General features: G+C 71.0%; 21 protein-coding genes, 2 pseudogenes and 1 riboswitch. Of the genes and pseudogenes, 14 read left to right on the top strand and 9 right to left on the bottom strand.

The features are described from left to right. Positions 1-35: 35 nt before the first annotated feature. The 6 genes from amrb99_RS07575 (at position 36) to amrb99_RS07550 (ending at position 5,150) form a co-directional block, all read left to right on the top strand. Positions 36-236 carry a hypothetical protein gene (locus amrb99_RS07575; RefSeq protein ID WP_190853911.1) on the top strand — a complete coding sequence of 67 codons (201 nt, stop codon included), beginning with the start codon at positions 36-38 and terminating at the stop codon, positions 234-236. 481 nt (positions 237-717) lie between these two features. Further along, on the top strand, positions 718-1,245 hold the full coding sequence (locus tag amrb99_RS50760; RefSeq protein WP_347256576.1) for a multicopper oxidase domain-containing protein: 528 nt from the start codon (positions 718-720) through the stop codon (positions 1,243-1,245). A gap of 101 nt (positions 1,246-1,346) precedes the next feature. Then, a riboswitch (cyclic di-AMP (ydaO/yuaA leader) is annotated at positions 1,347-1,493 on the top strand. After that, complete coding sequence (locus amrb99_RS07565; protein ID WP_190853909.1) at positions 1,492-2,505, top strand: CHAP domain-containing protein; 1,014 nt, start codon at positions 1,492-1,494, stop codon at positions 2,503-2,505. It overlaps the preceding riboswitch by 2 nt. A 191-nt stretch (positions 2,506-2,696) precedes the next feature. Further along, positions 2,697-3,119: a DUF6153 family protein gene (locus amrb99_RS07560; RefSeq protein ID WP_190853907.1), complete on the top strand. Its 423-nt coding sequence runs from the start codon at positions 2,697-2,699 to the stop codon at positions 3,117-3,119. Between the two features lie 70 nt (positions 3,120-3,189). Continuing rightward, entirely contained in the window at positions 3,190-3,816 is a 627-nt protein-coding gene (locus tag amrb99_RS07555; protein WP_190853905.1) for a DUF305 domain-containing protein, read from the top strand. Between the two features lie 134 nt (positions 3,817-3,950). After that, a complete protein-coding gene (locus amrb99_RS07550) occupies positions 3,951-5,150 on the top strand; it encodes an FAD-dependent oxidoreductase (protein ID WP_190853903.1) in 1,200 nt (399 codons plus the stop codon). Between the two features lie 61 nt (positions 5,151-5,211). On the opposite strand, the gene amrb99_RS07545 is transcribed toward amrb99_RS07550, so the two are convergent. The 5 genes and pseudogenes from amrb99_RS07545 to amrb99_RS07530 all read right to left on the bottom strand — a co-directional run bounded on the left by amrb99_RS07545 (position 5,212) and on the right by amrb99_RS07530 (position 8,584). Continuing rightward, complete coding sequence (locus amrb99_RS07545) at positions 5,212-5,451, bottom strand: hypothetical protein (RefSeq protein ID WP_206699854.1); 240 nt, start codon at positions 5,449-5,451, stop codon at positions 5,212-5,214. Positions 5,452-5,899: 448 nt separating this feature from the next. Further along, the gene (locus amrb99_RS50755) at positions 5,900-6,187 is read right to left on the bottom strand and encodes a hypothetical protein (RefSeq protein WP_241755319.1); all 288 of its coding nucleotides are present in this window, start codon (positions 6,185-6,187) and stop codon (positions 5,900-5,902) included. After that, the gene (locus tag amrb99_RS07540) at positions 6,138-6,947 is read right to left on the bottom strand and encodes an MFS transporter (RefSeq protein WP_347256575.1); all 810 of its coding nucleotides are present in this window, start codon (positions 6,945-6,947) and stop codon (positions 6,138-6,140) included. The genes amrb99_RS50755 and amrb99_RS07540 overlap by 50 nt, the downstream gene beginning before the upstream one ends. A gap of 164 nt (positions 6,948-7,111) precedes the next feature. Next, a pseudogene (locus tag amrb99_RS07535) lies at positions 7,112-7,774 on the bottom strand (pyridoxal-phosphate dependent enzyme). A gap of 408 nt (positions 7,775-8,182) precedes the next feature. Beyond that, the gene (locus amrb99_RS07530) at positions 8,183-8,584 is read right to left on the bottom strand and encodes a hypothetical protein (RefSeq protein WP_190853901.1); all 402 of its coding nucleotides are present in this window, start codon (positions 8,582-8,584) and stop codon (positions 8,183-8,185) included. Positions 8,585-9,119: 535 nt separating this feature from the next. Between amrb99_RS07530 and amrb99_RS07525 the strand changes: the two genes are divergently transcribed. After that, positions 9,120-9,728 (top strand): hypothetical protein, encoded by a 609-nt coding sequence (locus amrb99_RS07525; protein WP_190853899.1) that lies wholly within the window; start codon positions 9,120-9,122, stop codon positions 9,726-9,728. A gap of 460 nt (positions 9,729-10,188) precedes the next feature. On the opposite strand, the gene amrb99_RS07520 is transcribed toward amrb99_RS07525, so the two are convergent. Together amrb99_RS07520 and amrb99_RS07515 are read right to left on the bottom strand one after the other, a co-directional pair. After that, positions 10,189-10,593 (bottom strand): TetR/AcrR family transcriptional regulator, encoded by a 405-nt coding sequence (locus amrb99_RS07520; RefSeq protein WP_206699853.1) that lies wholly within the window; start codon positions 10,591-10,593, stop codon positions 10,189-10,191. A 249-nt stretch (positions 10,594-10,842) separates the two neighbouring features. Then, a pseudogene (locus amrb99_RS07515) lies at positions 10,843-10,949 on the bottom strand (IS5/IS1182 family transposase); the annotation flags it as partial. A 1,006-nt stretch (positions 10,950-11,955) separates the two neighbouring features. Here amrb99_RS07515 and amrb99_RS07510 point away from each other — a divergent pair. Beyond that, positions 11,956-12,234 carry a hypothetical protein gene (locus amrb99_RS07510; protein WP_190853896.1) on the top strand — a complete coding sequence of 93 codons (279 nt, stop codon included), beginning with the start codon at positions 11,956-11,958 and terminating at the stop codon, positions 12,232-12,234. Positions 12,235-12,594: 360 nt separating this feature from the next. After that, positions 12,595-12,840 (top strand): cation transporting ATPase C-terminal domain-containing protein, encoded by a 246-nt coding sequence (locus tag amrb99_RS07505; RefSeq protein ID WP_190853995.1) that lies wholly within the window; start codon positions 12,595-12,597, stop codon positions 12,838-12,840. A gap of 198 nt (positions 12,841-13,038) precedes the next feature. Here the strand turns inward: amrb99_RS07505 and amrb99_RS07500 are convergent, their stop codons facing one another. Beyond that, entirely contained in the window at positions 13,039-13,251 is a 213-nt protein-coding gene (locus amrb99_RS07500) for a carboxylesterase family protein (RefSeq protein ID WP_190853895.1), read from the bottom strand. Positions 13,252-13,426: 175 nt separating this feature from the next. Between amrb99_RS07500 and amrb99_RS07495 the strand changes: the two genes are divergently transcribed. Then, positions 13,427-15,559, top strand: a complete 2,133-nt coding sequence (locus amrb99_RS07495) for a glycoside hydrolase family 3 N-terminal domain-containing protein (RefSeq protein ID WP_190853892.1) — start codon at positions 13,427-13,429, stop codon at positions 15,557-15,559. Between the two features lie 10 nt (positions 15,560-15,569). On the opposite strand, the gene amrb99_RS07490 is transcribed toward amrb99_RS07495, so the two are convergent. Continuing rightward, a complete protein-coding gene (locus amrb99_RS07490; protein ID WP_190853890.1) occupies positions 15,570-16,418 on the bottom strand; it encodes a LuxR C-terminal-related transcriptional regulator in 849 nt (282 codons plus the stop codon). Positions 16,419-16,601: 183 nt separating this feature from the next. On the opposite strand from amrb99_RS07490, the gene amrb99_RS07485 reads away from it, so the two are divergent. The 4 genes from amrb99_RS07485 to amrb99_RS07470 all read left to right on the top strand — a co-directional run bounded on the left by amrb99_RS07485 (position 16,602) and on the right by amrb99_RS07470 (position 22,874). Beyond that, complete coding sequence (locus amrb99_RS07485) at positions 16,602-18,248, top strand: AMP-binding protein (RefSeq protein WP_190853887.1); 1,647 nt, start codon at positions 16,602-16,604, stop codon at positions 18,246-18,248. A gap of 71 nt (positions 18,249-18,319) precedes the next feature. Further along, entirely contained in the window at positions 18,320-19,348 is a 1,029-nt protein-coding gene (locus tag amrb99_RS07480; RefSeq protein ID WP_206699852.1) for an alpha/beta hydrolase family protein, read from the top strand. Then, positions 19,341-21,236, top strand: a complete 1,896-nt coding sequence (locus amrb99_RS07475) for a CocE/NonD family hydrolase (protein WP_190853885.1) — start codon at positions 19,341-19,343, stop codon at positions 21,234-21,236. The genes amrb99_RS07480 and amrb99_RS07475 overlap by 8 nt, the downstream gene beginning before the upstream one ends. Positions 21,237-21,275: 39 nt before the next feature. After that, positions 21,276-22,874 (top strand): ABC transporter substrate-binding protein, encoded by a 1,599-nt coding sequence (locus amrb99_RS07470; protein ID WP_190853883.1) that lies wholly within the window; start codon positions 21,276-21,278, stop codon positions 22,872-22,874. Positions 22,875-22,884 lie beyond the last annotated feature (10 nt).

The raw sequence follows: 22,884 nt of genomic DNA, 5'->3' as shown, positions 1-22,884 counted from the left end.
AAGACCGCTCCCGGGCCGCGGCTAAGGCGACAAGCATGCTGACCGACCCGTTCGATGTCTGCCTTGCAGTCCTGCTGGCCGCCGGACTCTTCCTCGCCTTGCGCCGTCTGGCCTTGACGGTCAAGCCGGCTTTGGCCGGCAGGGGACGCTCGATGCTCGCGTCCTCGGAGCCTCGCCTGCGCGGACCTCCGGGATTCGGGCTGCCCGTCACTCGTCTCGCGGTCCTACGGATCTAGGAGCGGGCCCGACCGGGTGCCGCCGCATCGCCGCGAGGCCGTCCGCCATTGCCGTACGCCCTCGCCGCGCCCGCGCGCGCCCGGTCCATGCCAGATCTCCTTCCATCCACATGACCGAATGCGAGGCGTTACAGCATGAATCCGATCGATCGGCGTTCCATCCCGCGCGCCGGGCTCCTGGTGGCCGGCGGTGCCGCCCTCACCGCCTGCGGCGATCAGTCCCGCAAGCCCGGCTTCGTCTCCCCGAACGGCGAACAGGTCCGCAAGCTGGAGGCCGCGCGGCGCCGCGCCGGCGGCGCCGTCCGCGACTTCCAGCTCACCCCGGGACGAAGCGACCGTCGACCTCGGCGGACGCCAGGTCCGCACCTCGACCTACGGCCAGCGCCTTCCGGGCGCGGAGGTCCGGGTGAAGGCGGGCGAGGTGGTCCGCGCCCGGGTGGCGAACGCGCTGCCGGCCGGCACGACCCTGCACTAGCACGGGGTGGCACTCCACAACGACGCAGACGGTGTTCCGGACGTCACCCAGTCTCCGATCAAGCTGGGCGCTGAGTACGTGTACGAGTTCGCCGCCTCTCAGCCCGGCACCTACTGGTTCCACCCGCACGTCGGCACCCAACTCGATCGCGGCCTGTACGCACCGCTGATCGTCGAAGACCCCCAGGAGCCGCTGTCCTACGACGCCGAATGGATCGTGGTCCTCGACGACTGGCTGGACGGCGTGACCGGCACCCCCGACCGGGTCCTCGCCGAGCTGAGCAAGGGCATGGGCGGGCCCATGCTGATGGGCGCCGAGAGCAAGCTGCTCGGCGGTGACGCCGGAGACGTGCGCTACCCCTACTTCCTGGTCAACAGCCGTCTGTCCAGGGATCCGGAGACGTGCCGCGCCAAGCCCGGCGACCGCGTCCGGATCAGGTTCATCAACGCCGGCGGCGACACCGCCTTCCGGGTGGCGCTCGGCGACCACCGGATGACGGCAACCCACACCGACGGCTACGAAGCGTCATCGTAGATCTTACAACCGCAGGTCGTTCAAGGCTCTGCCATGAGAGGGAATTTTCTACTAGATTGCATCGTAATCGGTTCGTGATCCATTCCCCGGCCGCGGAGGGCGCGGGCCGACCGCCGAATCCCGGGCGGCGCGCAAGCGCCATGGGAGCCGGGGACCCACTGTTCCTGGGGTGAATCCGCCACGCGCGGTAGGGCTGCTCCTGGCCCGAACCCGTCAGCTAACCCGGCAGGCGGAGAAGGAGAAGCGGTGGATCCCGTAGGTGCGAAGCTGCTCGATATAGCCAAGAAGGAGCTGGGGTACCGCGAGAAAGCCGGCGGCTACACCAAGTACGGCGACTGGTACGGCAAGACCTACGAGGGCGGGGACAGCTACTACTCCACCGCCCCGTGGTGCGACATGTTCCTCACCTGGGCCGCCGCCAAGCTGGACGTCCAGGACTGGGTGGGCGAGTTCGCCTCCACCATCGACCACGCCGAATGGTTCAAGAAGCACGACGCCTGGGGCACCAAGCCGGAACCGGGCGCACTGGTCTTCTTCTCCTGGTCGGGCTCCAAGGACACAGGTTCCATCGAGCACGTCGGGTTGGTGGAGAGCGTCAAGGGATCCAAGCTCCACACGATGGAAGCCAACACCGACGGCGTCTACCTCAAGCGGCAGACCCGCGACGTCGGCGACGTCGTCGGATACGGGTATCCCGGCAAGGTCAAGGTCGCCCACAAGTCGCTCCCGGACACCATCACCGCGGGCCCTGGCGAGAAGACCTACGTCGCCAAGCACGCGGCTCCGGTGACCGCCGCGAACGCCGCCGAGGGGCCTCGTCCGGGAGAGGCCGTCACCGTCCAGCACACCGCCTCCAAGGCTGTCGGCGACCATACGGTCGTCCAGCCCGGGGCGCTCCTGGGCAGGCTGCTGGCGGTCGCGGTATGCGGCACCGCCGCCCTGGCGACCGGCAAGGCCATGGCCGTCAAGGTCCCGACCGAGGCGCCGATCCGCGTCCGCAAACGCGGCAAGCACCACAAGAAGCCCGTGGAGCTACCGGCCGACATCACGCCCGCCGTGCTCGACGCCTCCGAGGCGGGGACCGCCGTCATGCCCGCGATCACGGCGGCGGTCGCCACCGAAGCGGAGGAGCGCAAGTTCTGGAGCAGGGTTTCGACGTTCAAGGACGACGAGGAGCTGGCGTTCTGGGACACCCTCTACGCCGACCTCTCCCCCATTTGGTCGACAAGCCCCGGACACGCGATGGCCGACCGTCCGTAACCACCGACGAACCATGACCCCTCACCGAAGCAGGACAGATTGACCCGCGCACCCGCCCCGTTCCATAGGCTTCCTAGGAGTACCTCGACCGGCCGCCGGTCATCCCTCATTCCCTGGACCGCACAGAAGCACGGGTCGAGGGGTGATCGGCGGCTTCGGGGGACGAGGTCTGCAGGAGAGCGGAGGGGCAGGTGAGACGGTTGAGGCGGCAGCCGGGACGGCTGAGGCGGCTCTCGATGCTGCCCTTCGGCCTGCTCCTGCTCTTCGGCGTGCTGGCGATGCACGGCGTCCAGGCATCCCCGTCGCCGAGCGACATGAGCGGGGTTCCGCTGACCTCCGTCGGCGCCGTCCACGATGCCGTCCCGGCACACTCGATGGCGCTCCACGACGCGCCCGGCAAGGACATGCCAGGCGATCACCATCAGGAGCATCCGGGGGGACAGGTCTGCCTGGCGATCCTGGCGATCCTCTTCCTCTTGTGCTTCGTCGCCGTCCTGCTCGGACGCGACTCGCTGGCCGTCGTCTCGCGCGCCCTTGCCCGGGTGCGTGCCCTGCTGGTCGGGCGGCCGCCGCCCAGACCGTCCCTGCACCGCCTGAGCGTGCTGAGGCTGTGATCGGTCCTCGGCGTCTTCGTGACGCCCTGACCTGCAACGACACAGATCTCACCACGAAAGGCCAACCACCATGAAGCGTGCACTCGCGCTCGTCGCCGCTCCCGCCGCTCTGGCCATATCCCTGGCCGCCTGCGGCGACAACAAGGACTCTGGCGACTCCAAGTCCGGCGGCTCGATGGCCGGGCACTCGATGTCCATGAGCGCCTCGCCGTCGACCGGCGCTCAGGCAGGGCAGCACAACGGGCAGGACGTCATGTTCGCCCAGATGATGATCCCTCACCACCGGCAGGCGATAGAGATGGCCGATCTCGCCGCCACCCGGGCGTCCTCGCCGCAGGTGAAGAGCCTCGCCGCGGACATCGAGAAGGAGCAGACGCCCGAGATCGAGCGGCTGTCCGGCTGGCTGACCGGTTGGGGCTCGTCCGTCCCGTCGCCTGGCATGGGTGGCATGGATCGCGGCGGGATGGACGGTCTGATGACCGAGAAGGACATGAAGGAGCTGGAGGCGGCCAAGGGCGCGGCCTTCGACAAGGCGTTTCTGCAGATGATGATCAAGCATCACGAGGGCGCCGTGGCGATGGCCATGACCGAACAGTCGGCCGGCCAGTTCCCGGACGCCAAGACCATGGCAGCGGGGATCATCTCCTCCCAGTCCACCGAGATCACCAAGATGCGGACGCTGCTGAAGAAGCAGTAGCACTCCGTGTAGCGCAAGGAACGGGCGGAGCCTGCGGGCCTCGCCCGTTTCCGTACGGGCTCGATGGGCGGTTGCGGGACCCGCCGCTCCGACCTATACCCTAGGGGGGTAGGGTAAAGACGAAGGGACGGACAATGAGTGATCTCGGTCGAATCGTGGTGGTCGGCGCCTCGCTGGCGGGCCTGCGCGCGACGCAGACTCTTCGCAACGAAGGATTCAGCGGTGAGATCAGCCTCGTCGGGGCGGAGCCGCACCGGCCTTACAACAGGCCGCCGCTGTCCAAGAACGTGCTCACCGGCGACGACGACGTCTCCCTCCCCGGCGGCGGCGAGTTCGACGCCACCTGGCTGGGCGGGCGACGCGCCGCCCGCCTCGATGCCACCGGCCGGCTCGTCGTACTGGACGACGGGACCGAGCTGCCCTACGACGGCCTGGTCATCGCCACGGGTGCCCGGCCACGGACGCTGCCCGCCGACCAGATGGCGCTGGCCGGAGTGCACGTCCTGCGTACCGTCGACGACGCCAAGGTGCTCCGTAGCACGCTCCAGCAGCGGCCGGACCGGGTCGTCGTGATCGGCGGCGGCTTCATCGGCGGCGAGGTCGCCTCCACGGCCCGTGCCATGGATCTGGACGTGACGCTCATCGACGGAGGCGAACTCCCGATGATCGGTGTGGTCGGCGAGACGGTCGCGAGCTGGCTGGCCGAGCACCACCGCGGCAACGGAGTCGAGTTGATGAGCGGCGTGCGGGTGACCGGGCTGGAGCCGGACACGCCCGGCGGGGATCGTGTCGCCGCCGTCCGGCTGAGCGACGGCCGGTCGATCCCGGCGAACCTCGTCGTAGCAGGTCTGGGCGTCGAGCCCAACACGGAGTGGCTGGAGGGCAGCGGAGTCCAGGTCGACGACGGTGTCCGCACTGATGCCGCACTCTTCGCTCTCGGCGCCTCGTACGTCGTCGCCGCCGGGGATGCCGTCCGATGGCCACACGGCCTCTTCCAGGACCGCCTCGTCAGGGTCGAGCACTGGGCGAACGCGAACGAGCAGGGGGCAGTGGCCGCCCGCAACCTGCTGCGCGGCCCTGCCGCCGCAGAACCGTTTCTCGAGGTTCCCGGACTCGGGACGCGCGTGCACGGCAAGCGCGTCCAGTGGGCCGGGTTCCCGGGCCTGGCCGATCAGAGCGCGATCGTCGCCGGCGCGGTGGAGGATGCAAAGTTCGCGGTCGCCTTCTCGAGGAAGGGCGTGCTGGTGGGCGCCGCGGCCGTCAACTTCCCGAAGGAACTGAACCGCCTCCGCGCCGCCATCGCCTCCGCGGAGACGTTGCCCGTCGGCGCCTGAGGCTCAACGGCGTCCGTCCATCCCGTGGCATCGGCGGCCTGGTGCTGATGGCACCAGGCCGTCAATGTCTCAGATGGCTGCGGGTCAGCGCCATGCCGATCGCGGTGATGAGCAGGCCGGTCACGGCGAGCGGGCGCGCGCCGGCCTTGGCGATGGCCCGGCCGGTGAGGTTGGCACCGAACATCGTCGCCGCAGCGACCGGGAGGAACAGCAGTCCCGTACGCAGCGCCCCGTAGCCCACCGCGTGCTGGAAGTAGAACGTGCCGAGGAAGAACACCGTGATTATCAGGGCCGTGGCCATCGCGATCGGGAATGTGCCGGTCGCCACCGGACGGCGGACCAGCAGGCGACGCCCATCATCGGAGACCGAGCGGTCTTCTGCCGAACCTCGAACGCCAGATAGCCGAGTGCCGCCACCAGAACGAGCCGCTCATCGGCCGGTTCGGCAGCCTGTACAACGCGGCGCAGCGGGCGTTGCCGTCCGAGGAGGTCCGCCAGCTCCACGATCTGCCCATGGCGCACGTCCGGGATCTGATCGTCCAGGGCGGGAGGCAGCGCAGTTCCGCACCGACCTTCCGGTCGAATGGCTCGTCAGCACCGTCTATGCGCTGCTGCACGCCGCGATGGAAGAGGTGTCCGCGCAACACTTCTGCCAGGCAAACGCGGGCGAAGCCTTAGGGAAGACCCTACTAGGCGCTCTGCGCCCGGATCCTGGGCAGCATTGAACTCCTGCCCGGGACCAACGGTGCTCAGGCAGTGGCGGGCTCGCGTGAACGTTCGCGGACCGGCACCAGCCGTCCCGAGCGAGCGAGGGCACGGATCGCCAGCGCGCAGGCGATGCCGACGGCGGCCAGGGCCCACCATGGGAGGCTCGGCACTCCGGCAGCGCGGCCAGCGTCGAGCGCCGCGCCCGACAGCATGTTCCCGACCGCGATACCGATCCCCGAGACGGTGTTGTAGAGGCCGTAGTACGTGCCGACCATCTCGTCACCGCCGAGCGCGGCGATGGTGGCCATCTCGAACGGGTAGGTCACCATGGTCGCCAGCGTGAGCAGCCCAGTGCTCAGCAGGATGGGCGCGATGGCCACCGCGTAGGCGGCCGGGCCGTCCGGCAGAGATGTGCCCGCCGGGTTCACAACGGCGGCCAGACCCATCGGGATGAAGGACAGCCCCATCAGCGTCAGCCCGCGGACGAGCGCCTGCGCAGGTGTCCACCGCGCCTTGGCCCAGACCGTGACGCGTACTTGCCTGCGCGAGGATCAGCATCGCGAACAGGCCAGCGGCCACCAGGCACGTGAGCTGGAAGGCGATACCCCCGAGCAGCAGCCCGATGAGCGGGCCGACCATGATGCCCAACTGGTAGAAGACGTTGAAAGCCGCGCACGCCTCGACCTTGCGCTCGCCCGCCTCCTGTGCCAGGTAGGCGCGCGCGGCGGGATTGAAGAAGGCGCCGGCCAGCCCCGTGAGCGCCGAGGCCGGGACCAGGACCGGGAGCACGTCGGCGACGCCGAGCAGAGTGAACCCGACCGTCCGCAGGGCCAGACCGGTGAGGATCATCGGCTTGTACCCGAGCCGGTCGGCCAGGCTGCCGCAGACCAGGAACATCCCTTGCTGGCTGAGGTTCCGCACCCCCAGCGTGAGCCCGACCAGCCGCGCCGCCAGCCCGAGATCACTGGACAGGTGGTCGGCCGGATAGGGCATCAACATGTAGAAACCCAGGTTGATGGTGAGCTGGTTGACCATCAGCAGCCGGATCGGGCGGTCGAACGACCACAGCTGCGACCACGTCGCCCTCACAGCACGGCCTCCGCGCGCGCTCCGGCCGGGACGGTCACGCTGGTGCACCGCGTCCACCGCACGACCTCGCGCTCCGCTGGATGAGTGATCTCATCAGGGTTCTCGCGCGGGATGGTGCCCGGCAGTTCGTGGCGGGAGCAGTTGGGGAACACCGCCGCGATCCGCTAGTGGCCCGGTCCGGTCCGGGCGAGCCACGAGGCGACGAGCGCCACGGCGCCCACGCTCCATCCGCCGGTGGTGTACCGGGCTCTGGCCAGTTCCCGGCACGCCCAGACGGCCTCGGCGGGCGCGACCCAGTGCACCTCGTCGAACGCGGCGTAGTCCACGTTGCGGGGGTAAATGCTGCTGCCCAGGCCGCGCCTGAGACGCGGCCTGGCGGGCTGCCCGAAGATGGTCGATCCGACGGTGTCGACACCGACCAACCGAAGCTCAGGGAACATCCGGCGCAGCACCCGGGAGGTTCCGGCGCTGTGACCGCCGGTGCCCACGCTGCAGGCCAGCACGTCCACGCTGCTCAGCTAGTCGGCGAGCTCGGACGCCAGCCCCTCGTAGGCGGCGCCGTTGTCGGGTTGTGGTACTGGTCCGGGCAGTAGGCGCCGCCGTGGCGGTCGCGCAGCTCCTGGACACGTCGCCGCCGCCTCCTGCCAGCCGCCGACGGGGTGAGGCTCGGTCACCACCTCGACCCGCGCGCCGTGCGCGCGCAGCAGGTTCACCATCAGCGGCTCCATGCCCGGATCGGTGACCAGGGTCGCCGGATGGCCGTAGGAGATGCCGGCGAGCACCAGCCCGAGTCCTAGTGTGCCACTGGTGGACTCGATGATCGGCATTCCCGGTACGAGCTCGCCGCGCTCCTGGGCCCGGGCGACCATGTACAGGGCCGGACGGTCCCCTGATCCCGCCGGGGTTGGCTCCCTCGATCTTGGCCTAGAACCCGTTCGTGCTCCGCCCGGACAGATCCGGGATCCATAGGACGGGAGTGTTCCCGACCAGTCGAGCGGGCGTTCGGCAGGCGCCCGCCCCCATCCATCGGGAGGCGGCGGGGATCTTCGGCGGACCGGGGGCGTGCAGGTCGGTCGCGTCCAACGTTCTCTCCTGAAGACACAGCTCAGCGGCACGGATGTGATGGCGCAGCGGTCATGGCCGAACGAGGCCGTCGGCGGGCATGCCGAGCAGGGAAGCGGAAGGACGTCGCCCTCCACGCTTCGAACGTCAACGTCGGCGCACGACCGGGCCGATCACAGCCGTGCGAGGCAGAGCAGATTCAGGAGATCGGATCCGTTGACGCAGCGATGTGGCGGATATCGTCGCGGGAACGCGTCGCGGGAGCCCCGTGGCAACAGCGCGACCGCATCTCTCCTCGCCTTGGCCAAGAAGACGACGAATCCGAGGAACGCGGCGACGAGAAGGATGATGACTCGGCCGCCTTCCAATGGGAGAGCGGTCGAGTCCCCGCAGTCGTCGTGCGGCAGGCCGGGAAGACTCTTCGTCGCCGCATCGGACGAATGCTCGGCGGCGCCGTCGGCAGGGGCGGCCGAAACAGCGGTCAGCACCGCGTGGCCCGGAACCTCGCCGGACGCATCCGAATGCAGGCCAGGCAGGCAGAGCACGAAGTGCAACGCCGACAGCGCGATCAGCAACAGCGACAGACCACCTCCAGGCACGGGGTTGCGCCCCCGCGAGGCACGATGAGTCGCTGCCACATCACAGAGTGTGGCTACCTCCTATAGGACGTAGGACCAGAAGGAAGCAAGAGCCGTTCCGACCTGGTGCCGCGGCCCCTACACACGTTCGAGGGTGCCCACATGGCGTATCTGCAAGCTCACGATGGAAGCCTCGCCGTCCCGCCCCACTCGGAGGCCAACGCTGGCGAAATCGCCGATGGTATGCCCAAAAAAACGAACCTACGGTTACCTCACAGAATCCCCCTACGGGACGTAGGTCCAACCTCAGATAGAGGTGATCGCATGTGCCGAAGCTTCCAATTCTTGCTCACGCGATGGTTTTCTTCTCGCCGCGACAGGGGCAAGAAGCACCGCCGATGCGGTCGATACGGCTGGGTCGACCGCTGGCACGCAGACGGTGACGGCCAGGTACGGCGCGCACACGATCCCGGGCGGCACCATGTCCCCGGCAAGCTGACCAACGTGGTGTCGGCGGCACCAAAAACACTGCTTGACCTGCGACATCGTCGGCGAGAAACCGGACCTGGTGTACGCCGACGGCAGCACCGCCGACATGAACAGCGGCCCGATGCTGCACCACTTCGTCATCTCGAACCTGGCCGCGCACGACACCGTCTGCCCGTTCAGCCCGCTCGGCGACCACATCTGGGCGTCCGGCGACGAGCGCACCGAAAAGACCATGCCGGACGGTTACGGGCTGCCGGTGAAAAGCTATGACCGCTGGGCGATGCTGACCGATCTGATGAATTACTCGGCGGAACCGAAGACGGTCTACATTTCCATCACGTACACCATTGCGGCCGCCGGGGCGACCACACCGGTGCGGTCGCTGTGGCTGGACGCGGGCGGCTGCCTCACCTCCGACTACAGCGTCCCGGCCGGGCCGAGCACGCACACCTGGAGCTGGACGTCCACGGTCTCCGGCCGCATCGTGTTCGCCAACGGCCACCAGCACGCCGGCGGCGTCCACGTGAAGGCCGCCGACGACACGACGGGCACGCTGATCTGCGACTCCCCCGCCACCTACGACACGATGGGCGGGATGCGGACCATCGTGAAGATGGGCACCTGCTCCGGCGACCCGTTCGCGACGGTCTGATTCGGCGACCGGCTGACCGTCATCAGCTACTACGACTCGCCAACAGCGCGGAACGACGTCATGGGCATCGTCTACGCCTACATCGCTGAAAGCTGACGGGTGGGCACCGCCGGAACCACCCAAAGGACGGCCTCGGTGGCAACCGTCTGCAGCGCCTCTCCCCACCGGTCCCGAACGTTCACTCGTTCGGGACCGTGGACCGGCTCGTCGGCCGGACCCGCGAGAAAGGGACTGGTCCAACGGGGCGCGTCGCTATGCGCCGGTGTCAGGCATTCCAGTAGTCCCGCCAGTGCTCGTCATGGGACCGAGCGCGGTGAGAGTGGTCTTGACGAGGCGGTGGAGTGCTTCGGGTTCGTCCAGTCCGCCGGCGGCGGTCAGCGCGTGTAGGCAGTAGAGGGCCAGTTCGACAGCGGGGACGTCGCGGCGCACCGTCCCGGCTGCCGCGGCGTCGCCTATCAGGTCACCGAGGAAGTCGCGCAGTCGCTGGTGGGCCGCGGCGATGTGTTCGCGTGTGGAGTTGCCCGACGAGGTCGCCGTCGTGATGGCGGCGATGGAAGATCATCTGAGCATAGGCGGTGAGCACCGCTTCTAGGCGTTCGGCGGCGCCGGCGGCCTCGTCCCGGATTCGGACCAGTTCCTGTAGATGGTGGTCGACCTGGCGGTCGCGCCAGGCGCGCAGGATGGACCCGACATCGGGGAGGTTCTTGTACAGCGTCGCGCGGCCGATACCGGTGCCCTTGGCGATCTGCGACATCGTCACGCCGGTCAGCCCACGTTCGGCCACCAGGGCCGCGGTGGCGTCGAGGGTCGCCTCCCGGGCCGCCTCGCGGTGTGCCTCGATCGTCTGGCTCCAGATCCTCGGCATGCCGGCCATCGTACGTCCTGCCTCTGTTCCAGACACCTGCCTGCGACAGCGGCACTATGCCGCGAAAACTCGGCTCCCGAACTCGAAGCCCCGCTGAACACCGCCTTCCGCGATCCGATGCCAGCCCTCCCTCCGCGGCAGTTACCAATACAAAGTGTCTACGGATGTACATTCTGGCTTGGCATAGAACAGGTTCACCGAGTAGCGGGACTTCTTGGACGAGGCGGTGGCCGTCCGGTCGTGGACGGAAACCAGCGTGCCGCCCACGATCAGCGCGGTTCGGGGCTGCGCCGGCGGGCGACCGGGGCGAGTGCGAGCAGCGGCGCCAAGTGGTCGACGACGCGGTGCGCGGCGGACTTGGGCCCGCACCAAGCGGCGGAACTGCCGCAACCGCAGGCCGGTGAACACCGGCACCCACTCGTCCCGATCGTCCTGATCACCCGCTTCACATCAAGATCAACGATCTTGATTTGGCCTGGCGTTAGCGGGACAGCCTTTAGCGTGATCTTCACGCGCTTCGCGCCGCCGACCGTGACCCGCTCCTGATCAGGTGCTTCACCGAGCACCCTGGCCATGCTCTGGACCATCGCTACGCTGAAGCGCACTTGTGACAGCTCTGTTCGTAGTCAACGGAGGGTTTGGTCGCCTTACCATGCCAGCTCGCAGCGCTGACCAATGACACGGCGCTGTGTGAATGAGGGGCTATCGGCAACCTTCGGAAACTTGTGGGTGCCCAGCGCGGCCGGCCGGGCCCCACATGGGACAGACAAGGAATCGGATCCCACTGCAGGATTGAGGATACTGGCCGATGCGCGGCCAGGCGGGGATGAGCGCGCGGGACAAAGCCGTAGTTTCTTCGCGACCGACTGAATGATCAAGGAAGGGCTTGGCAGAGAGCGACGGCACCGGACGCCACGGCGGCGTTGTCTCGATCGATTTCGACTTCGGACCTGGTTCTGCGGCATGAGTCTCTGCAGCCCACCAAGGCAAGTCGTCGCCGTCGCAGGAGCAAGTGGGGTCAGCCGGGCCGCCTGGGTCATCACGGCGACGCAGTTCTTCCCAGGACCTGTATTTAGGCTTGGCTGGCATCTCACCTGCCGAGGTCCTGCAGAAGCCGTTGTTCGACCATTTCACCTTCCTCCAGTGGACCCATCCTTTGCCCGGCAGGGATGTCCCGGTACCGCCCAGCAAGGAAGCAGTCCTACACATCCGGACAAGTCGATTGGAATCGCCGCTGCTTCTCTTGCTTGGATATCGCCAGGGGCCTCTGCTATACGTATTGCAGCCTCACCTGGTTCGAGGTGAGGAGGGGAATCCGGTCCACAACGGGGATCCGGGCGTGACAAGAAGAAGAGGAATCACATGAAGTCCTTCAGCTACACCGAGCTGGACAAGCTGGTCGGCGAGGTCCTGCCGGAGCGCGCCGTGCTGTCCACCCTTCTCGTTGCCGACAGCGACAACGAGAACTTCAACCTCGGCGGGGGTGGCGGCCACGGCGAGGGCACGACGGCGGTCGTCCCGGACTGCCAGAGCAACATCACCCACTCGCAGGGCGGCCTCGTCGGCGCGCTGGGTCTCAGCTCCGAGAACCCCAACTCGTCCTTCACCTGCGCCGCCAGCTCGGTGGTCTCGGGCCACTGATCCCACACGACGCAATCGCGGGCTCCGGCCCGCAGGGGAAGGACCGACGTTCTCTCGTCGGTCCTTCCCTCTCTCTTTACCCCTTAGCAGGACAATGTCCCCCTGCCCTTCCGCAGGCCGGTTCGACTGGGCCGGGCCGGTCTGGAAGCCGAAAGCGACACTGGGAGGGTGCGGCATCGCCGGTGCCCGGGCCGATCCGAACGAAGATTCACAGAAGGAAAAGGTGCGGACATAGCATGCGCCTGACGTTGCTTTCAGGTCGATAGGCATGCGCCTCGGAACTGCTCTACCCCAAGGTGAGCCCACAGGCAAGCCAACTGTTCGAACCGCAGGAACGTTAAACTCGGAGTTGACCGCCGCCTGTTCATCTGCCGATCCCTGACCGGGCCGGCCTGGCGGATAAGGCCGCTGTCCAACCGCTGGATCATCCCCGGCGTCACCGCGCAGGCCATCAGCCAACTCGCCGTCACCTACCTGCCCGCCATGAACACGATTTTCAACACCGCCCCCATCGGATGGCAGGTGCGGCTGCGTATCCTTGCCATCGCCATAGCGGCCAGCCTGATGGTGGCCATTGACAAACGGCTGCACCATCGACGGGGATAAACGCCAGCCATCCATAACGGCCCCTGCGCCAAAGCCCGCCGGCCCAGCGGTGGTGTGCCCGCCAGCCGGGGGCCGACAGCGCGGTCATGAGATCACCACGAATCGCTCGACGATCACGGCCAGGACGCAGACCAGTAGCGGGGCAGCCAGCAGCATCTTCGGGGCGTACCGGAGCGCGCCGCCGACGAGAACACACGCCTACAGGCCGCTTGCGGGCCAGCGCAACAGGCACAACCCCGACAAGATGATCATCTTGGCGGCCAGCGAGGTGAACAGCGCGCAGGCCGACATCGCCCTGCGGACCGGGCCGACCACGGTGACGTCGCGCGGGTCGCCGCCGAATGCGTGTGGGTTGATCAGGCGGTGTCCTTGACTCTCCGGGGGCGGATGACGCCCGCGGTCCAGCCCCACCCGCCGCAGCCGTGCCGGAGGTTCCATGCCCCCGGGTGAGGGGAGGGCATGGCCATTTCGCCGAGCTCCTCTCTAGGCTCGGCCCGGCTCCCCGGAAGACCCGCTCTATACATAGGGACGCGCTTTGGCCGGTCATGGATCGCACGATGACGAGATAGAGAAGCTCCTCGGTCGGATGACCCTCGCGGAGAAGCTCGGGCAGTTGCAGCAGTTCGCCTGGACGGGTGACACCGGCCCAGGTCAGGGGCAGGCCGCCCAGGTGCGCGGCATGGCCCGCGCGGGACGGCTCGGCTCGGTGCTCAACGTCTCCGGGGCGGCGCTGACGAACGAACTCCAGCGCGTCGCCGTCGAGGAGTCCCGCTTGGGGATTCCCCTCGTCTTCGGTCTGGACGTGGTGCACGGATTCCTGACGACCTTCCCGATCCCCCTGGCCCAGGCGGCGAGCTTCGACACCGGGGTCGCCGAGCGGGACGCCGAGGTGTCGGCCCGGGAGGCGCGGTCCCACGGCGTCCACTGGGTCTTCTCGCCGATGATGGACGTCACCCGCGAGCCGCGCTGGGGCCGGATCTCCGAGGGCTTCGGCGAGGACTCGTACCTGACGGCGGCGTTCGCCGCCGCGAAGGTCCGCGGCTACCAGGGCCCGGACGGCGCGGCGATACGGCCCGGCAGGGTGGCCGCCTGCGCCAAGCACTTCGCCGCCTACGGCGCCGTTGAAGGCGGCCGCGAGTACAACACGGTGGACCTGTCGGAGTCGCGGCTGAGGGCGGTGCATCTCCCTCCTTTCCGGGCCGCCGTCGACGCCGGTGCCGCCACGGTGATGGCGGCGTTCACGGCGATGAACGGGGTCCCGGCGCACGCCGACCGCCGTGCGCTCACCGGCATCCTGAAGGACGACTGGGGGTTCGGCGGGCCGGTGGTCAGCGACTGGACGGGCGTCGCCGAACTCGTCGCGCACGGCTTCGCCGCGGACGCCCGCGACGCCGCCCGCCTCGCCTTGGGCGCGGGCGTCGACATGGAAATGGTCTCCACCTGTTTCGCCGACCACGCGGAGGGTCTGCTGGCCGACGGCCGCCTCGCGCGGGAGCGGCTCGACGACGCGGTGGCGCGCGTGCTGCGGCTGAAGTTCCGGCTCGGCCTGTTCGAGCGGCCCTATTGCGACGGGCGCGAGGAAGTCACAATCCCCTCGGCACGCGACCGGCGGGCAGCGCGCCGGGCCGCGGGCCGCTCCATGGTCCTGCTCAAGAACGACGGCGGGCTGCTCCCCCTCGCCCGCGGCGCCCGCTCGATCGCCCTCGTCGGCCCGTTCGCCGAATCCCACGACCTGCACGGCGCGTGGGCGGGCCCGGGCGCCGGGCGCTTCCCGGCGGTCACCATCGCGCAGGGCGTCCGGGAGGCCGCGGGTGGTGCCGAGATCGTCCGCGCCCGCGGCGTCGCCCCCGAGGGGCGGGACGTCTCCGGCATCCCGGCGGCCGTCGCCGCCGTCGAGGCCGCGGACGCGGCGGTGGTCGTGGTCGGTGAGCCCTCGTTCCTGAGCGGGGAGGGCGGGTCCCGCAGCGACCTCGGCCTGCCGGGCGAGCAGGACGCGCTCGTCGCCGCGGTCGCCGCGACCGGCCGCCCGTTCGCGGTCGTGCTGGTCTGCGGCCGCCCGCTCGCCCTCGGGCCGTGGCTGGACGCCGCGTCCGCCGTCCTGGTCGCCTGGCAGCCCGGCGCCGAGGGCGGCCGCGCCGTCGCCGACGTCCTGTTCGGCGACGTCGACCCGGGCGGGAGGCTCCCGGTGTCGTTCCCGCGCGTCACCGGCCAGGTCCCGATCCACTACGACCACGAGAGCACGGGCCGCCCCTGCGGTCCCGGGCACGTCGACCCCCGTTACGGGTCGCGCTACCTCGACCTGGAGAACGGTCCCCGGTTCGCCTTCGGGCACGGCCTGAGCTACACCGCGTTCCGGTACGGCGAGCCGAGCCTGGACGTCCCCGTGCTCTCCGCCGAGGAGATCCGCGCGGGGGCGACCGTCGAGGCGTCGGTGCGGGTGACCAACACCGGCGGGCGGGAGGGGGACGAGGTCGTCCAGCTCTACGTCCACGACCGGGTGGCGAGTCTCGTGCAGCCCGTGCGCCGGCTCCGCGGATTCCGCAGGATCACCCTTCCCGCCGGCGGGAGCACGACCGTGCGCTTCACCCTCGGCGCCGGCGACCTCGGTTTCTGGACCAACGCCGCCGGCGGCGAGTTCCTCGTCGAGCCCGGCGAGACGGACGTCTACCTCGGTGGCGGCTCGTCGACGCCGAACCGGTGCACGTTGACCGTCACGTGACCGCGGGGGCTCAGGGCAGCAGGCCGTACCGGCGCGCGGCCACGACCGCTTCCAGGCGGGTCCGGACGTGCAGCTTGCGGGTCGCGTTGCGCAGGTAGCTCTTGACCGTCTCCGTGGTGACTCCGAGGTCGGCCGCCACCTGCGTGTTCGTCCAGCCGAGGGCGACGCAGGCGAGCACGTCCAGCTCGCGGGCCGACAGGTACGGCACCGCCTGCGGCGCGGACGGCGCGGCCCCCGCGCCGCACAGCTTCGCGCAGACCTGCTCCAGCCGCTGCCGCAGGGCGTCGTCGTCCAGGCCCTGCGCGAGGACGCGCAGCTCGGCGTACGCCTCCCGGACCACCTCCTGCTCGGCCGTGGGCGCGGTCCCGCCGGGCTCCTGCCGTCCGAGCCGGTCGGCGCCGCGGGCGGCCCGGTCGCGGACGGCCAGGTTCTGCTCCAGGTCCCGCGCGGTCTCCAGCGCGGCCTGGACGACCCGGTCCCCCAGCGGGAAGGTCGTGCGCGTCGTGCAGTACAGGACGGCCCGGACGGTCCGCCCGACGATCACCGGGACGGCCACCATGGCGCGCAGCCCCTCGGCCGTGATGACGTGGTCGTACTGGTGGCTGATGCCCGACGAGGCCACGTAGTCGTTCACCACGATGGGGCGGCGCCGCGCGACCACCTTGCCGCCCAGGCCGAGGCCGCAGTCGACGGCGACGCCGCGCAGCGCGCCCGTGGTGGCGCCCGCGAACTGGGTGAAGCGCACCTGCCGGGCGGCGTTCACCGGTCCCCCGAAGGCGAGCGGCAGCGAGGTCATGTCGCGCAGGCGGGCCAGCGCGCGGTGGATCTGGGGCTCGTCGGTCGTCTCGGGCCTGTTCATGGTGCCGCCCCCTTCATCTCGCCTCCTGGCTGCGCGGACCAAGGTGCGCATCAGGGTCGCTCCGGTCCCGGGGCCCGCGCAAGACCCGCCCCCTCACCCGGGGGTACCGGTCCGCCGGGGCCGCCGCGAACATCCCGTTAACACCCCGGAAACCGGGTGTTCCACTTCGAGCGGGAGGTCCCCATGACCGGGCTGCGACGGCGGGTCGCCGACGTGCTGGCCGCCTATGACGCGCCGCAGGCGTGCCTGGCCGACATCCTCTGCGATCGGCACCCGGCCGGATCCGTGGCGTTCACGATCGCCGAGCCCGGCCCGGACGGCGGCCTGGCGTGCGCCGACCTGACGTACGGGGAGCTGCGCGACCGGTCGGCGCGGTTCGCGGCGGGGCTGCGCGACCTCGGCGTCGGCCCGGGCGACCGGGTGGCCATGCTGATGGGCAAGTCCGCCGACCTGGTCGTGGCGATGCTGGGGATCTGGCGGCTGGGCGCGGTGCAGGTGCCGCTGTTCACCGCGCTGGCCCCGCCCGCGATCGCCGCCCGGGTCACCGGCAACGGGACCGTAGCGGTGATCACCGACCCGGCGCAGCGCGCCAAGCTCGACGCGATCGCCGACCCCGGACGGACGGTGATCACGACCGGTGCGCCCTCCGGCACCGACGTCGCGTTCGCGGAGCTGGCGGCCTCCCCGCCGCTGGCGGAGCCGGTCGCCGCCGGCGGCGACGCGACCATGGTCGAGCTGTTCACCTCGGGCACCACCGGCGTGTCCAAGGGGGTACCGGTCCCGGTGCGCGCGCTCGCCGCGATGCGCGTCTACCAGGAGTACGGGCTGGACCACCGGGCGTCCGACGTGTTCTGGAACGCCGCCGACCCGGGCTGGGCGTACGGGCTCTACCACGCCGTCATCGGCCCGCTCCTCCTCGGCCGGCGCGCGGTCCTGCTGCGCGGCGGCTTCTCCCCCGAGCTGACGTGGCAGGTGCTGGCGCGGTGCGGCGTCACCAACTTCGCCGCGGGCCCGACGGTCTACCGGGCGCTTCGGAACGCGGCGGACGCGATGCCCGGCGGGCTCCGGCTGCGCTGCTGCTCCTCGGCGGGCGAACCGCTCAACCCGGACGTCGTCGCGTGGGCGGAGAGCGCGCTCGGCGTGCCCGTCCGCGACCACTACGGGCAGACCGAGCTCGGGATGGCCGTCGCCAACGGCTGGCATCCCGACATCCGGGGCGAGCTGCGGCCGGGCTCCATGGGCCGCCCGCTCCCCGGCTGGCGGCTGCGGGTGCTGCGCCCCGACGCGGACGAGGCCGCGCCCGCGGGCGAGCCCGGGCGGGTCGCGGTCGACCTGGCCGGCAGCCCGCTGATGTGGTTCACCGGGTACCGGGACGCGCCCGGCCGCACCGCCGAGCGGTTCACCGCCGACCGCCGCTGGTACCTCACCGGCGACACCGCCGCCGAGGACGCGGACGGCTACTTCCATTTCGCCGCCCGCGACGACGACGTCATCCTCATGGCCGGGTACCGCATCGGGCCGTTCGAAGTGGAGAGCGTGCTGCTGCAGCACGACGACGTCGCCGAGGCCGCTGTCGTCGGCGTTCCCGACGACCTGCGCGGCGAGATCCTCGTGGCCAACATCGTGCTGCGGCCCGGGACGCCGCCGTCCGACGCGCTGGCGGCCGAGCTCCAGACGCTGGTGAAGACCCGGTTCGCCGCGCACGCCTATCCGCGCGAGGTCCATTTCGTGGACGGCCTGCCCAAGACGCCCAGCGGCAAGCTGCAGCGATTCCTGCTGCGCCCCGGCCGGCCCCACGCGCGGCCGTCCGCGTCCACCGCCGAGCGGTAAGCCGCCACCGCCTCCGACCCGCCCTTCCGCACGTCCAGATCCCTGCCCCAACCACCCCCAGGGAGACCACCATGCCCGAAACCGACCCGCGTCCGGCCGTCCCCGGCCCGGCCATGACGACCCGGCGCGCCTTCCTCGCCGGCGCCAGCCTCACCGCCGCCGCGTCGCTCGCCGCCCTCCGCCCCGGAACGGCACGCGCCGCCACCGCCCTCACCGGTGCGGCGCGCGTCGTGGCGGAGAACCGCCTCAGCTCCCGCGTCCTCGACCTCACCATCGACTCCCCCGCGCTCGCGACGACCGCCATGGTGCGGCTGCTGCTCCCCGCCGGATGGACGCCGCACCCGCAGCGGACGTGGCCCGTGCTGTACCTGCTGCACGGCGCCGAGGACGACTACACCTCCTGGACCCGCTCGACCGACGTCGATGCCCTCACCGGGAACGTGGACGTGCTGGTCGTCATGCCGTCCGGCGGGCAGCTCGGCTTCTACTCCGACTGGTGGAACCACGGCGCCGGCGGCCCGCCGTGCTGGGAGACCTTCCACCTCACCGAGCTCCGGCAGATCCTGGAGGCCGGATACGGGGCGGGCGCCTCGCGGGCCATCGCCGGGCTGTCGATGGGCGGGTTCGGGGCGATGTCCTACGCCGGGCGCAACCCCGGCCTCTTCCGCGCCGCCGCGGCCTACAGCGGCATCGTGCACACCACCTACCAGGGCGCCCGCGGACCCGCCTTCGTCCAGGAGTTCCTGATCAAGGACGGCTACGACCCCACCGCCCTGTGGGGCGACTACCAGCTCAACGCCGGCGTCTGGGCCGCTCACAACCCCTACGACCTGGCCAAGTCCCTCGCCGGGATCCCGCTGTTCGTCTCCAGCGGCAACGGGGTGCCCGGCCCGCTGGACCCGCCGGGCACCCCGCCGAGCCTGGCCATCGAGGAGCTCATCGGCGAGATGAGCACCGCGTTCGTGCAGCGCCTCCAGCAGGCGGGCGCGAACGTCACCGCCGACCTGTACGGCCCCGGCACCCACAACTGGCCCTACTGGCAGCGGGAACTGCACGGGTCCTTCTCCCTCCTGATGAAAGCGATCGGCATCGATGTCTGAACGCCCTACGACGACCGTCCCGCGCGGCACGCCGGCACGGTACGAGGTCACGGTGCACCGTGACGTCCGGATACCGACCCGCGAGGACGGGGTGACGCTGTCGGCGGACCTGTTCCTCCCCGAAGGCGCGGGCCCCGTGCCGGCACTGCTGACCGTCCTGCCGTACCGCCGCGACCTCGCCGCCATGCACGGCTCGCCGATGCAGCGCATGTTCGCCGCGCGGGGATACGCGTCGCTGCTCGTCGACATGCGCGGCACCGGCTCGTCCGGCGGCGCGCCGCGCCCCCCGTTCGACCAGGACGAGGTCGAGGACGCGCTCGCCGCCCTCGCCTGGGCCGCGGACCAGCCCTGGTGCGACGGGGCCGTGGGCATGTGGGGCGAGTCGTACGGGGCCGTCATGGCGATGCGGACGGCGGCGCGCCGCCCCGCCGGACTCCGCGCGATCGTCGCCGTGCAGGGCATGCCCGACCCCGAGCGGGACTTCACCCACCCGGGCGGGACGCGCGGCGCCGCGATGCCCCTGGGGTTCTGGGCCCGCAACACCCTCCTCGCCCAGCTCCTGCCATCGCTGGACGACTTCGACGACCCCGCGGAACAGGAACGCTGGACGCGGCGGCTCGCCGCGGCCCCCTACCTGCTCGACCTGTTCCGGCACGGCCCAGGAGACCCCGTATGGGAGCGGCGCCGCGTCGACGCCTCCGCCATCGAGGTGCCCGCGCTGACCATCGCGGGCTGGCGGGACCTGTTCGTCGACGGCAGCGTCCGGGCCTTCGAGCGGATGCGCGGCCCCAAGCGACTGGTCGCCGGGCCCTGGATGCACGGCTCCCCCCAGTTCAGCCCGGTCGCGCCGATCGACTTCCTCGGCCTGGCCTCGTCCTGGTGGGACCGCTGGCTCCGCGACGGCGGAGCGGACGACGGCGCACCCACCGTCAGCCTCCGCGTCCAGGGCGACCGCCCGCGCTGGCTCGGGTTCCCGGCGTGGCCGCCGCCCGGCTCCACGCTGCACGCCGCGCCGTGCGCCTGGCAGCACACCGGACCGGAACGCCCGGACCCCGCGGCCGGCGCGCTCAGCGGCCTCTGGGCGACTCCGGACGGCCCGTTCGGCCTCCCCCTCGACCAGCACGAAGACGACGCCGGCGGCCTGTGCGCCACGTCCCCGCCCCTGGACGAGCCGCTGCTCATCGGCGGACGTCCGGCGGTCACGGTCACGCGTCCCTGGCGGCGCGTCTCGGTCAAGCTCGCGGACGTCGACCCGTCCGGCCGCTCCACCCTCATCTGCGCCGGCCTGGAACGCGTGCCGGACGGCGCCGCCGAGGCGGAGATCGCGCTCGCCCCGACCGCCTACGAGGTGGCCGCGGGACACCGGCTGCGGGTGGTCCTCGCGCCCGGAGACTTCCCGCGCGTCTGGCCGTCCCACCCGTCCGGCGCGTCCGGCGCGTCCGGTCCCGGACGGCCCGCCGCCACGGCCCTCGCGCTGCCCGTCATCGCGGACCGGGACGCCGTCGAGATCGACCTTCCGGAGCCCGACCCCGCCGACGCCCCGCCTGCGCCGCCGGCCGGCGAGCCCGCCCCCACGGCGCAGTGGGAGATCACCAACGACCTGCTCAACGGGACGACGACGGTGCTGGTGGGCGCGTCCGCCGCCCTCGCGGCGCCCGCCGGACGCGGGCACCGGCTGCGGATCCGGCAGGAGCTCACCGCCACCGCCCACCGCACCGACCCCGCCGCCTCGTCCGTCACCGGCGCCGTCACCGCCGACGTCACCACCGGCTCCGGCCGGCGCGTCACCCTCGACATCGCCCTCGACGTCACCGGCCGGAGCGTGCACGCCGCCGGACGCGTCACCCGCGACGGCGAGACCCTCCTCGACCGGCACTGGCGGGCCTGACCTCCCCACCGGCCCGAAGACCACGGGAAAGGCACCACCATGATCGACGGTTCCACCTTCATCTCCGCTCCTCGCGGGGGGACGACCTCCCACACCCCCCGGTTCGCTCCGCTCATCTCCAGGCGCGGCTTCACCGCCTCCGGGCTCGTCCTCGGTGCGGGCGTCGCGCTCAGCGCCTGCGGCGGCCCGCGCCAGGGCGGCGGAACGTCCGGCACCCTCCGGATCGGCCAGCCGCTCCCGCCCGTCAGCCTCGACCCCGCCAAAGGCGGCGGCGAGTCCCTGCTCTACGTCGGCCCCGCCTACGACCCGCTCATCTACCGCGCCCCCGACGGGAGCCACCAGCCGCGCCTGGCCACGAGCTGGCGCTACATCGGCAGCGGCAACACCGCGTTCGAGATGACGCTGCGGCCGGGCGTGACGTTCAGCGACGGGACGCCGCTGAACGCCGCCGCCGTCAAGGCCAACATCGACTACTTCCGCGGGTCGGCGGGCCAGGCCGCCGCGTTCCTCGCGCCGGTCGAGGACGTCCGGGCCACCGGTGAGCTGACGGTGCGCATCACGCTGTCCGCCCCCGACCCGCAGCTGCCCGCGCTGTTCAGCCAGGACTTCTTCGCCGGGAACGTGATCAGCCCTGCGGCGATCGCCCGGCCCGGCGTGCTGGCCACCCGCTCGGCCGGCGCCGGCCCGTACATGCTGGACCCCGGGCAGAGCGTCACCGGCGACCACTACGCCTACGTCCCCAACCCCCGCTACTGGAACCGGCGGGACCGGCACTACGACAAGATCAGCATCAAGGTGCTGCCGAACGAGAACACCGCGCTCGCCGCCCTCAAGACCGGACAGGTCGACGTCATCTCGGGCGGCTACGCGATCGTGGACGGCGCGAAGGCGGCCGGGATGCGGGTCGCGTCCAGCCCGAGCATCGCCATGGGGCTCCAGCTCAACGACCGCGCCGGGCGGCTGTGCCCGCCGCTCGCCGACGTCCGGGTCCGGCAGGCGCTCAACTTCGCCGTCGACCGCGCCCGGATCACCCGGGCGCTGCTCGGCGGCTACGGCGTCCCCACCGAGCAGCTCGCCGCCCCCGGCCAGGACGGCTACACCGGCACGCCGTTCTACACCTACGACCCCGCCCGGGCGCGGGCGCTGCTCGCCGCCGCCGGCCACTCCGGCGGGTTCACCCTGCCCGCGCTGATCCCGACGGCGCCCGCCTTCTACCAGGACATCGTCCAGGCCGTCGCCGCCGACCTCGCCAAGGTCGGCGTCACGGTGAAGATCACGGCGAAGGAGCCCGCGGCGGCCGCCACCGAACTGACCCGCTACCCCGCGTCCATCCTCGGCTGGGGCGTCCTGCCCACCTACTTCATGGGCCGCGGCCTGTGGCTGCGCGACGCCATCGGCATGAACCCCTTCCACAGCTCCGACCCGGTCCTGCAGGACCTCGACCGCAAGGCCGCGGCGGCCGACGAGCGCACCCGCGCCGGCCTCGACCAGCAGATCGTCCGCCGCGTGGTGGAGCTCGGCTGGTTCCTGCCCGTTTGCCTCAGCCCGCTGTTCTACCTCTACCGCGACGACGTCGAGCTGGGCGCCCGGCCGGGCAGGCCGCTGCCGAGCCTGTCGTCCTGGCACCCCGCCGCCTGAACCGCCGGAA

The organism is Actinomadura sp. RB99, from assembly GCF_014706005.1.
In the GTDB taxonomy this organism is placed as follows: Bacteria; Actinomycetota; Actinomycetes; order Streptosporangiales; family Streptosporangiaceae; genus Spirillospora.
This window is presented reverse-complemented; position numbering and strand designations above follow the sequence as displayed.